11 protein-coding genes are annotated in these 13851 nt (G+C 61.1%); 9 read left to right on the top strand and 2 right to left on the bottom strand.

Annotated features, from left to right (window positions below):
* Positions 1–12: 12 nt before the first annotated feature.
* Positions 13–1308, bottom strand: a complete 1296-nt coding sequence (rhaI, locus tag PYR65_RS19325; RefSeq protein WP_276119133.1) for an L-rhamnose catabolism isomerase — start codon at positions 1306–1308, stop codon at positions 13–15.
* A 77-nt stretch (positions 1309–1385) separates the two neighbouring features.
* Between rhaI and PYR65_RS19320 the strand changes: the two genes are divergently transcribed.
* A complete protein-coding gene (locus PYR65_RS19320) occupies positions 1386–1544 on the top strand; it encodes a YqaE/Pmp3 family membrane protein (RefSeq protein ID WP_082546579.1) in 159 nt (52 codons plus the stop codon).
* Here the strand turns inward: PYR65_RS19320 and PYR65_RS19315 are convergent, their stop codons facing one another.
* Positions 1545–3644: a bifunctional rhamnulose-1-phosphate aldolase/short-chain dehydrogenase gene (locus tag PYR65_RS19315; RefSeq protein WP_276119132.1), complete on the bottom strand. Its 2100-nt coding sequence runs from the start codon at positions 3642–3644 to the stop codon at positions 1545–1547. It abuts the gene before it with no gap.
* 213 nt (positions 3645–3857) lie between these two features.
* On the opposite strand from PYR65_RS19315, the gene PYR65_RS19310 reads away from it, so the two are divergent.
* The 8 genes from PYR65_RS19310 to PYR65_RS19275 all read left to right on the top strand — a co-directional run bounded on the left by PYR65_RS19310 (position 3858) and on the right by PYR65_RS19275 (position 13727).
* Positions 3858–4670 carry a DeoR/GlpR family DNA-binding transcription regulator gene (locus PYR65_RS19310; protein WP_060636049.1) on the top strand — a complete coding sequence of 271 codons (813 nt, stop codon included), beginning with the start codon at positions 3858–3860 and terminating at the stop codon, positions 4668–4670.
* 121 nt (positions 4671–4791) lie between these two features.
* The gene (gene rhaS / locus PYR65_RS19305; RefSeq protein WP_060636048.1) at positions 4792–5781 is read left to right on the top strand and encodes a rhamnose ABC transporter substrate-binding protein; all 990 of its coding nucleotides are present in this window, start codon (positions 4792–4794) and stop codon (positions 5779–5781) included.
* Positions 5782–6001: 220 nt separating this feature from the next.
* A complete protein-coding gene (locus PYR65_RS19300) occupies positions 6002–7498 on the top strand; it encodes a sugar ABC transporter ATP-binding protein (RefSeq protein ID WP_276121111.1) in 1497 nt (498 codons plus the stop codon).
* Complete coding sequence (locus tag PYR65_RS19295) at positions 7495–8475, top strand: ABC transporter permease (RefSeq protein ID WP_276121110.1); 981 nt, start codon at positions 7495–7497, stop codon at positions 8473–8475. Before PYR65_RS19300 ends, PYR65_RS19295 begins: the two co-directional genes overlap by 4 nt.
* Entirely contained in the window at positions 8475–9476 is a 1002-nt protein-coding gene (locus PYR65_RS19290) for an ABC transporter permease (RefSeq protein ID WP_060636045.1), read from the top strand. The genes PYR65_RS19295 and PYR65_RS19290 overlap by 1 nt, the downstream gene beginning before the upstream one ends.
* Positions 9477–9484: 8 nt before the next feature.
* A complete protein-coding gene (locus tag PYR65_RS19285; protein WP_276119131.1) occupies positions 9485–9799 on the top strand; it encodes an L-rhamnose mutarotase in 315 nt (104 codons plus the stop codon).
* 4 nt (positions 9800–9803) lie between these two features.
* A complete protein-coding gene (locus PYR65_RS19280) occupies positions 9804–11201 on the top strand; it encodes an FGGY-family carbohydrate kinase (protein WP_276119130.1) in 1398 nt (465 codons plus the stop codon).
* 891 nt (positions 11202–12092) lie between these two features.
* Positions 12093–13727, top strand: coding sequence for a globin-coupled sensor protein (locus PYR65_RS19275; protein WP_276119129.1), 1635 nt, complete (start codon positions 12093–12095; stop codon positions 13725–13727).
* Positions 13728–13851 lie beyond the last annotated feature (124 nt).

Below are 13851 nucleotides of genomic sequence, written 5' to 3'. Positions count from 1 at the left end.
GGGGAGAGTGGCTTAGACGATCCCGCCGCCGCCGCTCTTTGACGCCGGGCGCTCGCCCGAAACCTTGGCGCGGTAACCGCTGGCGCGGTAGGCGGAAACCGGTGAAATCGCGCCGCCGGCCTCGTAGCGGGACATGGCCAGGATCGGTTCCACATGGGTGCGGAAGGCCGCCTTCAATGTCTCGGTCGCCATCAGCGCGTCATTGCTATCCTGATATCCTTCCAGCGCCTGACGATCGACCAGCAGTGCCTGCGCATAGGCGCGGCTGACCTCGGTTGCCGAGTTCATCAGGCTTTCGATCGGGTCGGTGACATTGTGGCTCTGGTCGAGCATATGCATCGGCGCAAAACCGTCCGCTTGCCGCGTTTCGGCGTCCACCAGTTCGTTGAAGACAAGGAACAGCCGGTAAGGGTCGATCGAGCCGGTATCCAGATCGTCGTCGCCATATTTGGAATCGTTGAAATGGAAACCGCCGAGCTTCTTGAACTGGATCAACCGGGCGACGATCATCTCGATATTGACGTTCGGCGCATGGTGGCCGAGATCGACCAGGCAATGGGCCTTGGGTCCGAGTTCCTGGGCGATCAGATAGTTGGTGCCCCAATCCTGCACGACCGTCGAATAGAAGGCCGGCTCGAACATCTTGTGCTCGGAAAAGATCTTCCAGTCGCCCGGCAGACCTTTATAAATGGCCTTCATCGCATCGAGATAACGCTCGAAACTCCTGGTGAAGTTCACCTGTCCGGGAAAGTTCGAGCCATCGCCGATCCAGACGGTGAGCGCCTTGGACCCCAGCGCCGTGCCGATGGCGATGCATTCGAGATTATGGTCGATAGCCTGTTGGCGCGTTGCCGCATCCGCATGGCTGAGCGAGCCGAACTTGTAGGAGTGCGCCTGATCTTCCGCATCGGAGAAGGTGTTGGAGTTCATCGCGTCGAAGCCGAGCCCCAGCGCGTTGCCCTTTTCCTTCAGTTCCGCAAGATCGTCCACCTTGTCCCAGGGAATATGCAGCGACACGGTGGGCGTCGCCTTGGTCAATTGCTGGATGACCGAGCAATCCTCGATCTTGTCGAAGATATGCCGCGGCTCGCCGGTGCCGGGAAAGCGGGCAAAGCGCGTTCCGCCGGTGCCGACGCCCCAGGACGGGACGGCAACTCCGTAAGCAGATACTTTCGCTTTGACGGCTTCGATATCGATGCCGCGCCGGGCCAACTGCGCGCCGAGATGATCGTAGTCCGCCTTGATATCGGCGATGCGCGCCTCGTTATCCCTAGCGACGATGTCAGGCCCGATGATGAATTCGCTCATGTTTTCTCCCAGCATTTGAACTTTTCTGCGCTGTCCGCGTTACGGCGTCTCGATTGTTGAACCCCTCGGAGGCCATTTTGGACATCGTCCGTATTCTTCTTTCCATTCTTCTGCCGCCCGTCGGCGTCTTCCTGCAGGTCGGCATCGGCCTGCAGTTTTGGCTGAATATTCTCTTGACGCTGTGCGGCTATATCCCCGGCATCATCCATGCCATCTGGATTATTTTGCGCCGATAATCAGCGTGTGAACGACTGGGCATTGCCCGCATCGACATTGATGATGTTGCCGGTGGATTTGGCCGACATGTCGGAGGCGAGGAAGTAGATGGCCTCGGCGATGTCCTCCGGGAAGACGCTGAGTTTCAGCATCGAGCGCTCGCGGTACATCGCTTCCAGCCCTTCCATATCCGTCTTGTAGACGGCGGCGCGCTGTTCCTTCCACTCGCCTGACCAGATCTTCGAGCCGCGCAGAACCGCATCCGGGTTGACGACGTTGACGCGGATCTGCGCGGATGCACCTTCAAGCGCCAGGCAGCGGGCAAGGTGGATTTCGGCGGCCTTCGCCGTGCAGTAGGCCGATGCGCCGGGCGAGGCGGCAAGGCCGTTCTTGGAGGCGACGAAGACGACATTGCCGCCGGCCTTCTGGTTGCGGAAGATGCGGAAGGCTTCGCGCGACACCAGGAAATATCCGGTCGCCAAGATATCCATGTTCTTGTTCCAGAGCGACAGCGTCGTGTCCTCGATCGGCGCCGAGGACGCCAATCCCGCATTGGAAACCAGAATGTCGAGACCGCCAAATTCCAGCAGCGTATCGGCAAAGCTCTTCTCGACGGCAGCCTCATCGGTAACGTTCATGGTGACGGCGCGGACGAAATCCTTGCCGTAGCGGCCGCCGAGTTCGCTCAAGGCCGAGGCAAGGGCCGTTTCGTCGATATCGGCAAGCACTACGCAGGCGCCTTCCTGCATCAGGCGATGCGCCGTCGCCTTGCCGATGCCGCCGGCGCCGCCGGTGACGAGCGCAATCTTGCCGGCCAGCATTTTCGGCTTCGGCATGCGCTGCAGCTTGGCTTCCTCAAGCAGCCAGTATTCGATGTCGAAGGCTTCCTGTTCCGGCAGCCCGACATAGGTCGAGACGCCGGATGCACCGCGCATGACATTGATGGCGTTGACGTAGAATTCCCCGGAAATGCGCGCCGTCGCCTTGTCCTTGGCAAAGGTGATCATGCCGACGCCCGGAATGAGATAGACGACCGCGTTTGGGTCGCGCATCGCCGGGCTGTTGGCGCGCTTGCAGCGCTCGTAATAGGCGGCATAACCGGCGCGGTATTCGGCGATTGCGGCCTCAAGGCCGGCGAGTGTCGTGTCGATATCCGGGTTGGCCGGATCGAAATCGATCACCAGCGGGCGGATCTTGGTGCGCAGGAAATGGTCGGGGCAGGATGTGCCGAGTGCCGCCAGCGGTTCGAGGTTCTTCGACGTGACGAAATCGAGAACGGCCTCGCTGTCGTCGAAATGCCCGAGCTTGCGCTCGTCCGCGCTGATCATGCCGCGAATGACCGGCATCAGCTTTTGCGCAACGGCGTGGCGCTCGGCGGCAGGCAGAACCGGCTTGACCGCACCGCCGAAGGCCGGAGCGGTGTTTTCCGTTTCAAACCAGGCAATCGCCTTGTTGATGATCTCGACCGTGGTCTCGTAGGCTTCCTTCGCCGTATCGCCCCAGGTGAAGAGACCGTGGCTTTCCAGGATCAGTCCGCGTGCGTTCGGACTTTCCGCGCAGAATTTCGACAGCCAGAGGCCGAGCTCGAAGCCGGGACGCTTCCAGGGCAGCCAGCCGATATCGCCGCCGAAGATTGTCTGCGTCAGTTCGCGGCTATTGCTGGAGGCGGCAATGGCGATGATCGCGTCCGGATGCATGTGATCGACATGCTTGCGGGGCACATAGGCGTGTAAGGGCGTATCGATCGAGGCTGCGCGCGGATTGAGGTTGAAGGTGCAATGGGGGAGGTAGCCGACCATTTCGTCTTCATGTTCGAGCCCGCGATACAGGCCCTTCAGCGCTTCGAGCTTCTCCATATAGAGTGTCGAAAAGCCGTCCATCTTGATCGTGCCGACGTCGCCGCCGGAACCCTTGACCCAGAGCACCTCGACAATGCCGCCGCCAAGCGGATCCTTTTCCATGACCTTGGCGGACGTATTGCCGCCGCCATAATTGGTGATGCGCTTGTCGGAACCGAGCAGGTTGGAGCGGTAGAGCAGCCGCTCGGCTTCGCTCATCGCGTCTGCCTTGGCGTCGTCCCACAGATTGGCAAGGCGCGAGCCTTGTTGCTTGTCGAGCATCGATCATTCCTCCCGGTCAATTCTGCGCCGGCCCGGTCGATTTTTCGGGACAAAGAGCGCATTCGTTGCGATCAGATCACACAAAGATCGGCGAGATGTCAATCAGAAACGATCAAAATCAATCATATTGCACTGCACAATGAAAAAATATGATTGTTTGTGATTGACATTGCGCGGTCGTGATGGAAGCATGGAAACCATTGGAGGAGCCGGATGCACGAGAAAGAGCGACACAGGATCATTCTGTCAGCGGTCCAGGACAAGCCGGTGATCACCGTGCCTGAACTGGTCGATCTGACCGATAGTTCTGAAGCGACGATCCGCAGGGATATCGCGGCGCTGCATGTGCAAAAGCGCCTGCGCCGGGTGCGCGGCGGCGCGGAAGCCATCAATCCTCCGCAGTTCGTCGGTCTTGCCGGGCGTCCCTTCAGCGTCAATGAAGGCTTGCATGCCCGCCAGAAGCAGGCAATCGCCAAGGAGGCGGTGGCGCTCTGCCAGGATGGCGAGCCGATCATCATCAATGGCGGCACCACGACATTCCAGATGGTGCATTTTCTCGCCAATCGCCGCATGCAGGTGTTCACCAATTCGTTCCCGATCGCCGAGCACCTGCTCAAGCACTCGAAGAACACCGTGATGCTGTCCGGCGGCACGATCTACCGCGAGCAGAACATCATCCTTAGCCCTTTCGACAATGACGTGACCCGCAATTTCTATGCGCGCCGCATGTTCATGGGCGCGCAGGGGCTGGGTCCGCTCGGGCTGATGGAGGGCGATCCATTGCTGATCCAGGCCGAACAGAAGCTGATCGACCAGGCTGACGAACTCGTCGTGTTGATCGACTCGTCGAAATTTCACAAACGCTCCAGCCTCATTCTGTGCGGGCTGAAGCGCATCACCACGGTGATCACGGATCAGGGCATCGAGGACCGGCATGTCCAGATGCTCGAAGATGCCGGCGTCGGTCTGGTGATCGCCAATACGCGGTCAGGCATCGTTGAAGAGAATGCTTCCTCGTCGGCGTGAGGCCGGCGGGAGGAGGGGAGTGGGAAGCGCCTATGGCTCCACGCCCATAGGCAGAGTTTGAGAGCATACAGCCGAACGAACGCGATCATTGTGACCGCGCGGCTTCTGGGAGGAGAACGTCATGAAAATTCTGAAGGCATTGATGGTCACGACAGCGGTTTCGCTGGCACTGATGGCAAACGCCGCGCATGCGGAAAACAAGAAGATTGCGTTGGTTGTCAAGGCGCTCGGCATCGGCTTCTTTGAAGCCGCCAACAAGGGCGCGCAGGAAGCCGCCAAGGAACTCGGCGATGTCGAGGTGATCTATACCGGCCCGACGACGACGACGGCCGAAGGCCAGATCGAAGTCATCAATTCGCTGATCGCCCAGAAGGTCGATGCGATTGCGGTCTCCGCCAACGATACGGACGCGCTGGTTCCGGCCCTTAAAAAGGCAATGGACCGCGGCATCAAGGTGATTTCCTGGGATTCCGGCGTCGCCAAGGACGGCCGCCTGATGCATCTCAACCCATCGTCCAGCCCGCTGATCGGCAACATGATCATCAAGCTCGCCGCCGACCAGCTGCCGGATGGCGGCGATGTCGCCGTTCTCTCGGCAACCGCCACCTCGACCAACCAGAATGTCTGGATCGAGGAAATGAAGAAGGTCCAGGGCAACTACAAGGGCATCAACGTCGTAGCCACCGTCTACGGCGACGACCTTGCCGACAAGTCCTACCGCGAGACGCAGGGCCTGATCCAGTCCTACCCGAACCTGAAAGCGATCATCGCGCCGACTTCCGTGGGAATCGTTGCCGCAGCGCAAGCCGTCGAAGACGCCGGCAAGGTCGGCCAGATCAACGTCACCGGTCTCGGCCTTCCCTCGGAAATGGCCGGTCACGTCAAGGCCGGCTCGTCGAAGTCCTTCGCCATCTGGAACCCGATCGACCTCGGCTATTCCGCCACCATGATCGCCTATGACCTGATCGGCGGCGCCGAAGCAAAGCCGGGCGCCGAACTGAAGATGGGCCGCATGGGCACCGTCAAGCTCGACGACAACAACGAAGGCGCCATGGCCGACCCGTTCGTCTATGACGCCAAGAACGTCGAAGAGTTCGCCAAGATCTTCTAAGTTGAAGGTTCTCTCCTCCCCAGCGGGGAGAAGTGCCGAGTGAAACGAGGCGATGAGGGGGTGGTGCGGCATATGCTGACGATGCCGCTGGCCCCCTCATCCGACCCTTCGGGCCACCTTATCCCTGCTGGGGAGAAGAGGGAGGTCGCCGAGCCCCCGCTATTCCAATCAAACCCAAACGGTGGATTGCCTCTTGCTGCAGGAAACGACCACATCGCGGATGAAGCCCGCCGTTGCTCTTGAGGGCATATCCAAGTCCTTTCCGGGCGTGAAAGCGCTGTCCGGGGTCTCGCTCGCTCTCTATCCCGGTTCCGTCACGGCGCTGATCGGCGAAAATGGTGCGGGTAAGTCGACCCTCGTCAAGATCCTCACCGGCATCTACCAGCCGGACGGCGGCACGATCCGTGTCGCTGGCACAGAAACCCATTTTCCCACCGCCCTGTCTGCGGCCCATGCCGGCGTCACCGCCATCCATCAGGAAACGGTGCTGTTCGACGAATTGTCGGTCGCTGAAAACATCTTTCTCGGCCACGCTCCACGCGGCCGTTTCGGCCTGATCGACTGGACGAAACTCAACAATAATGCCCGAGACCTGCTCGCCCGCGTCGGCGCAAACATCGATCCGACCATCCGGCTGCGCGATCTCGGCATCGCCAACAAGCATATGGTGGCGATTGCCCGCGCCCTGTCGATCGATGCCAGCGTCGTGATCATGGATGAGCCGACGGCGGCCCTGTCGCACAAGGAAATCCACGAGCTTTATGAGCTGATCGACCGGCTGAAGGCGGATGGCAAGGCGATCCTGTTCATCAGCCACAAGTTCGATGAGATCTTCCGCATCGCCGACCGCTACACCGTGTGTCGCGATGGCGGCATGGTTGGCGAGGGGCTGATTGCCGATGTGAACCAGGATCAGCTGGTCAAGATGATGGTCGGCCGCGATGTCGGCCAGGTCTTCCCCAAGGTCGATGTTGCCATCGGCGAGCCGGTCCTGACGGTTTCGGGCTATCGCCATCCGACCGAATTTGAAGACATCAATTTCGAACTGCGGCGCGGCGAAATCCTCGGCTTCTACGGGCTGATCGGTGCCGGCCGTTCCGAATTCATGCAGTCGCTGATCGGCATCACAAGGCCATCAGCCGGGGCGATCAAGTTGAATGGCGACGTCCTCGTCATCCGCTCTCCGGCCGAAGCGATCGAGGCCGGTATCGTCTATGTGCCGGAAGAGCGCGGCCGTCAGGGCGCCATTATCGGCCTGCCGATCTTCCAGAACGTCACGCTGCCCTCGCTGCAGAAAACATCCCGCTCCGGCTTCCTCAAGCTTGCCAATGAATTTGCCCTGGCGCGCGAATATACGCAGCGCCTCGACCTGCGCGCCGCCTCGCTCGATCAGGATGTCGGCACGCTGTCGGGCGGCAACCAGCAGAAGGTTGTCATCGCCAAATGGCTGGCGACGCAGCCGAAGGTGATCATTCTGGATGAGCCGACCAAGGGCATCGATATCGGCTCCAAGGCTGCGGTGCATGCCTTCATGAGCGAGCTGGCAGGGCAGGGGTTGAGCGTCATCATGGTCTCCTCCGAAATCCCCGAAATCATGGGCATGGCCGACCGCGTCATCGTCATGCGCGAAGGCCGCATCGCCGGGCGTTTCGAACGCACCGAGCTGACGGCGGAAAAGCTGGTCCGGGCCGCCGCCGGCATCGGGGAGGCCGCATAATGGCAAAGCTGCTGAAGAACCGCGAAATCCTTCTGGTCATCGCCATCATCGCACTGGTCTTCCTGATCGCGCTGCGCTTCCCGGGTTTCGTGGCCCCCGCCAATCTGGCGCGCGTCTATAATGACACCTCGATCCTCATCATCCTGGCGCTCGGCCAGATGGCGGTCATCCTGACGCGCTGCATCGATCTGTCGATGGCCGCCAATCTGGCGTTGTCAGGCATGGTCGCGGCAATGGTCAATGCCGCCTTTCCGGGCATACCGATCCCGCTGGTCATCCTCGCCGTGGTCGCGCTCGGCGCCGCACTCGGCTCGATCAACGGCCTGCTGGTCTGGAAGCTCGACATTCCGCCGATCGTCGTGACGCTCGGCACGCTGACCATATTCCGGGGCACGATCTTTCTCTTGAGCAAGGGCGCCTGGATCAATGCCCATCAGATGAGCGATGCGTTCAAGGCCCTGCCGCGCGCGCCGCTCATCGGCTTTCCGGTCCTGTCCTGGCTTTCGGTTCTCGCCATCGCCACCGTCTATATCCTGATGACGCGCACGCCGGTCGGCCGCGCCTTCTTTGCCGTCGGTGGAAATCCGCATGCCGCCGTCTACGCCGGCATCGATGTCGGCCGCACGCGGTTCTTCGCCTATTGCCTGTCGGGCGGTCTTGCCGGGCTTTCCGGATATCTCTGGGTGTCACGCTATGCGGTCGCCTATGTCGATATCGCCGCCGGCTTCGAACTCGATATCATCGCGGCCTGCGTCATCGGCGGCATCTCGATTGCCGGTGGCATCGGTTCCGTTGGCGGTGCCGTGCTCGGCAGCCTGTTTCTCGGGGTCATCAAGAATGCGCTGCCGGTCATCAATATCTCGCCCTTTACCCAGCTGGCGATTTCCGGAACGGTGATCATCATCGCGGTCGCGGTCAATGCCCGGACCGAGAAGCGCAAGGGCCGTGTCATTTTGAAGAAAGCGGAGGCGGTCTGATGGCGGAAACGCATCTTTCACCGAGGATCATTCCGGACCGGCTGCAGAGCCGGGGCAGCCGTGCGCTGAAGAGCTGGGAAAGCCTGCTGCTGGTCGTGGCGATCCTGATCTTTGCCATCAACTCGTTTGCCTCGCCCTATTTCCTCGATCCTTGGAACCTCTCCGACGCGACATTCAATTTCACTGAAAAGGCGCTGATCGCCTTTGCCATGGCGCTGGTGATCATTTCCGGCGAGATCGACCTCTCCGTCGCCTCGATCATCGCCCTGTCGTCGACAGCCATGGGGCTTGCCGTCACCATGGGCGCCGATACGCCGATGCTCGTCGTCGTCGGCCTTGGCACCGGTCTCGTCTGCGGCGCGGTCAACGGCCTTTTGATCACGGGGCTTGGCCTGCCCTCGATCGTCGTCACGATTGGCACGATGAGCCTGTTTCGCGGCCTGTCCTTCATCATCCTCGGGGATAAGGCCTATACGGGCTATCCGGCGAGTTTTGCCTATTTCGGCCAGGGCTATGTCTGGTGGGTGTTCTCGTTCGAATTCGCGCTGTTCGTGTTCTTCGCCATCATTTACAGCGTGCTGCTGCACAAGACCAATTTCGGCCGCGCCGTCTACGCCATCGGCAACAACCAGACGGCAGCGCTGTTTTCCGGCGTCCGCGTCGGCCGCGTCAAGTTCATCCTGTTCCTGCTCACGGGCCTGATGGCCGGCATCGCCTCGATCTGCCTGACCTCGCGCCTCGGCTCCACCCGCCCGTCGATTGCGCTCGGCGTCGAGCTGGAAGTGGTGACGATGGTGGTGCTTGGCGGCGTTAGCATCCTTGGCGGCTCCGGCACCATTCCGGGCGTGGTGCTGGCCGCATTCATCATGGGCATGGTCACCTTCGGCTTCGGGCTCCTGAACGTGCCGGGTATCGTCATGTCGATCTTCATCGGCGTGCTGTTGATTTCCGTCATCGCATTGCCGATCCTGTGGTCGCGCGCCCGCCGCCGGGCGCATTGAGGATACCCATGGAAAAATATGCGTTCCGCATGCGGCTCAATCCGGGCATGGCCGGGGAATACAAGGCCCGCCATGATGCGATCTGGCCGGAACTGGCAGCACTTCTGACCGATGCCGGTGTTTCCGACTATTCAATCCATCTCGACGAGGAAACCGGCCTTCTGTTCGGCGTTCTCTGGCGGCGCGATGACCACACCATGGCCGATCTTCCGAACCATCCGGTGATGCAGAAATGGTGGGCCCATATGGCTGATATCATGGAGGTGAAGGCCGATAACGAGCCTGTCGCCGTGCCGCTGACAACCGTCTTTCACATGAAGTAATGCCATGAAAACCATCGCTGTCATCGATATCGGCAAGACGAATGCCAAGGTCGCTTTGGTCGATCTCGACCGGTTCGAGGAAACGGCCGTGCGCAAGACCGCAAACAGCGTCGTCTCCGAAGGCCTCTACCCGCATTTCGACGTCGAGCGCCTGTACCGCTTCATCACGCAGAGCCTCGCTGCGCTGTATGAAGAGACACCGTTCGATGCGATCTCGGTCACCACCCATGGCGCAACCGCCGTCCTGCTCGACAAGAACGGCGATCTTGCCCTGCCGCTGCTCGATTATGAATTCACCGGCCCCGACACGCTGGCGGAAGCCTATGAAAAGGTGCGCCCGCCCTTTGCCGAAACCGGTGCCGCCAGATTGCCGATGGGGCTGAATATCGGCGCCCAGATCTACTGGCAGGAACAGACCTATCCCGACCTTTTCGCTAAGGTCGCCAGTATCCTCACCTATGCGCAATACTGGTCCTACCGCCTGACCGGCGTTCGCTCGACGGAACTGACCTCGCTCGGCTGCCATACCGATCTGTGGAATCCTTATACGGCAGACTTTTCCACCATGGTCGATGCCCGTGGCTGGCGTCCGCTGTTTGCGCCGGTGCGCCGCGCCAGCGATATTCTCGGCGGCTTGACGCCGCAGGCCGCACAGGATGCCAGCCTGCCGGTGGGGCTGCCGGTCTATTGCGGTATCCACGATTCCAACTCCTCGCTCTTGCCGCATGTGCTGACGCGGGCGGCACCCTTTTCTGTCGTATCCACCGGCACCTGGGTGGTGATGATGGCGATGGGCGCGCGCAAGGTGGCGCTCGATGAGGCGCGCGACACGCTGATCAATGTCAATGCGCTCGGCGATCCCGTTCCCTCCGCTCGTTTCATGGGCGGACGGGCATTCTCGACCCTGATCCCCGACGCAACGGTCGAGGTATCCGAAGAGATGGAGGCGCAGGTTGCCGCCGCACAGTGGATGCTGTTGCCCTCGGTGCCCGAAGGCTCCGGGCCATTCCCGCATGCAAGCGCGCGCTGGACCTGTGACGAGGGTTCCCTCACGGGCCCGCAACGGCTTGCCGTCGTCTCCTTCCACCTGGCGATGATGACGGCGAGTTCCCTGGACCTGATCGGCGCCGAAGGCGAGGTCGTCGTCGAGGGTCCGTTCGCGGTCAATTCAAGCTATCTGCGCATGCTGAAAGCCGCAACCGGGCGTCCGGTGCTGATCGGCAGCCAGAGCGCCACCGGCACCAGCCTGGGCGCCGCGTGCCTTGGCGACGGCAGCCGGGCGCAGGCGCATACTGTGGAATTCGAGGGTGAGGTTTCGCAAGCTTATGCGGCCTATGCGGCCCGCTGGGCGCAGCTCGTTCAGGCTTTGTCGTCCAAGCCTGCGCCATCCGCTCCGCATTGAAGATCGCCGGCAACAGTCTCCGTAAACCGCGCCTCTGGATCATCTTGCCGCAGGCACATATAAATGACACGGCTTTCCCGCCGCTGCCGGATCACGCAAACATGCGCCGCCTGCAAGGCGTCAATGCTTGCCAGCGCAAGTGCGGTTCAACTATTTCCTAGAAAATCCGGGCGTTCAATGACTTACGGTCATGCTCGATATTGAGGAGGATGGAGACCGCTGCCAGTGTAAGGGTGGCGATAAGCGTAGCGCTTAGTCCCAGAACAATCATTGCCCGTTCCTTCTACGTCATCATCATGATGCCGCTTCACTTAGTCCGGCTATGCTTGCGCATGGCTTACGCCGGTCAGAATAGGCAGTAGTTAATGGCGGGGTCTGCCAAGATCAACTCTCAAGTTTTACCATTGAAAACCTGTTGTTTCTCCAGCCGCCGCAAACCCCCATTTTATAGGAGGTTGCGCCGGGTCGAGGCAATATGCGCGCAATCTTATTGAAAGAAGATACGGACGATCAACCGTTAACCTTCAAGCAAGGAATTAACCATAAACATGGTCGTACACGTTGGAGTGGGAAAATCTACTTCCCCGCAAGGCATGACGCCGTACCGACGAACCGGTTCTGATCCGGTATGCACTTTCACCGGATATTTCTAGGGAACGCAGCGGCCGATCGCCGTGGCGAGGCGGCATTGCGGCCTTTGCCACGTGTGTCTTGCAAGGCGGCACGCTTGGGCAACGCCCCTTGAAACCATCCGTTGGGAAACCATCCGTTGGCGAGTGGATGCGCCGTGCGCCCATCGCTGCGCGGACATGCTGCAAGAGTTTGATTTTCTACAGAATATTTCTGAGAGCCATGGGGTTTCCAGAAGCGAATACCGGACCGGGGAAAAGCGTGAGGCAGGAAACATCGCCAGATCAGACCAGGAAGGCTCAGGCAGGCAGTCTGCTGGAGCGCTTGCGTTTTGCCGGGCTCGATGAAGACCAGACTGACGTTCTGCGCAAGCATCGCCAGTCGCTGGGTGCAGAGGTCGAGCTGGCATTGCGCGACCTGTTCCAGCGCCTGCAGACCTTCCCCGATGCCGCCCGCCATTTCACCAGCGACCGCCAGATCGACAGGCTGCACGACCTGCAGGCATCACATTGGAGCGTGCTGACCGACGCCCGGTTCGACAGTCTCTACGCCGAGCGCGTCAAGGTTCTGTCGGATACTGAGAGCAAGATGGGTCTCGACCCGCGCTGGCAGATCGCCGGTCATGCCGTGGTGCTCGAACGCCTGATTGGTGCGATGATCGAGCAGTTCTGGCCGAAAGCGATGCTGTCGCTCGGCAAGGCAAACAGGAAGGAGTTGACCGACCTCGTCGCCGCTCTGGTTCGCACTGTTTTTGTCGATACCGAAATTTCCGTTTCCCTGCGCTTCAACGAACAGCGCCACAGCCACCAGCGCCAGCTTGCCGAACAGCGCAAGGCGGGCGAGGCCGAGGCGCTTGCCCTGTTTGGCGGCGTCACACAGGCGCTTGGCCGGGGTGATCTGTCTGTCCGTACCGCCAACGAGGTGCCTGCGGCCTATCAGCCGCTGGCCATGGAATTGAACGGCGCGCTCGATGTCATCCAGAACGAGTTTATCGGCCTTTCCGATCGCGCCACGGCGATGGAAACCTCCTCGCGCGATCTCACCGGCCAGACCGCGCAGTTTGCCCAGCGCGCCAAGGACCAGTCCGAAGTGCTCGGCGAGACCGTCATGTCGCTCGGTGCCATCGTCGACCGGGTCCGGCACAATGCCGGCCAGACGCGGGCCGCCGAAAAGAGCGTCGCTGTGACCCGGCAGTCGGCCGAAAAGAGCGGTGAGATTGCGGGACAAGCCATATCCGCCATGGCCGATATCGAAGCGTCCGCCGAAAAGATCGGCCAGATCATCGGCGTTATCGATGAAATTGCCTTCCAGACCAATCTTCTGGCGCTGAATGCCGGCATCGAGGCGGCGCGCGCCGGCGAAAGCGGCCGTGGCTTTGCCGTCGTCGCCCAGGAAGTCCGCGCTTTGGCGCAGCGCTCGGGCGACGCCGCGCGGGAAATCAAGCAGCTGGTCTCCAGCACCAAATCCCAGGTCGAGGCGGGCGTCGAACGCGTCGGCCGCACGCAGGATGCCATCAGCAATATTGTCGAGCAGGTGCGGGGCATCAACGATGCCATCGCCGGCATTGCCGAGGAAACGGCCGGGCAGGTCACCGGTCTGCAGTCCGCGACCGCCGATCTCGGCCGGATCGGCGCCGAAATCGGCGACAGTGCCGATCAGGCCGCCGGTGCCAGGGAAACCTGCGCCGACCTGCACAGCGTCATTCTCGAACTCGGCCAGACGATCCGCCAGTTCCATGTCCAGCGCCAGGCGCCCAAGACCGCGTTCGCACCGTCCTATCAGGCACCCGCCATTCCGGCGCCAGCCGGCCGGCCGGGTAACGCTGTGGATGAGAGCAGCGACGGCGCCGATGACATCCACGGCCTTCAGGGCCGCCTTGCCGGGTGGGCGCGCTGATGCAGAGCCGGCATAAACACACATTGCTAAGGCAGGCGGGGCCAAGGCAGGCGGGTCTCGAGGCGCAGCGCGTGCGAGCGCATGGCCGCGCCGAAAGCCAGCCGAACCATCCGTGTAAATTACT

It is taken from the genome of Pararhizobium qamdonense (assembly GCF_029277445.1).
Taxonomy (GTDB): Bacteria; Pseudomonadota; Alphaproteobacteria; order Rhizobiales; family Rhizobiaceae; genus Pararhizobium; species Pararhizobium qamdonense.
Note: the sequence above shows the minus strand (reverse complement) of the source record. Positions and strands in the feature narration are given on the sequence as shown.

What these genes read in the sequence shown, in the direction of transcription:
- rhaI (WP_276119133.1), bottom strand. Translation starts at nt 1,308, where the DNA reads ATGAGCGAATTCATCATCGGGCCTGACATCGTCGCTAGGGATAACGAG.
- PYR65_RS19315 (WP_276119132.1), bottom strand. Translation starts at nt 3,644, where the DNA reads ATGCTCGACAAGCAACAAGGCTCGCGCCTTGCCAATCTGTGGGACGAC.
- PYR65_RS19310 (WP_060636049.1), top strand. Translation starts at nt 3,858, where the DNA reads ATGCACGAGAAAGAGCGACACAGGATCATTCTGTCAGCGGTCCAGGAC.
- rhaS (WP_060636048.1), top strand. Translation starts at nt 4,792, where the DNA reads ATGAAAATTCTGAAGGCATTGATGGTCACGACAGCGGTTTCGCTGGCA.
- PYR65_RS19300 (WP_276121111.1), top strand. Translation starts at nt 6,002, where the DNA reads ATGAAGCCCGCCGTTGCTCTTGAGGGCATATCCAAGTCCTTTCCGGGC.
- PYR65_RS19290 (WP_060636045.1), top strand. Translation starts at nt 8,475, where the DNA reads ATGGCGGAAACGCATCTTTCACCGAGGATCATTCCGGACCGGCTGCAG.
- PYR65_RS19285 (WP_276119131.1), top strand. Translation starts at nt 9,485, where the DNA reads ATGGAAAAATATGCGTTCCGCATGCGGCTCAATCCGGGCATGGCCGGG.
- PYR65_RS19280 (WP_276119130.1), top strand. Translation starts at nt 9,804, where the DNA reads ATGAAAACCATCGCTGTCATCGATATCGGCAAGACGAATGCCAAGGTC.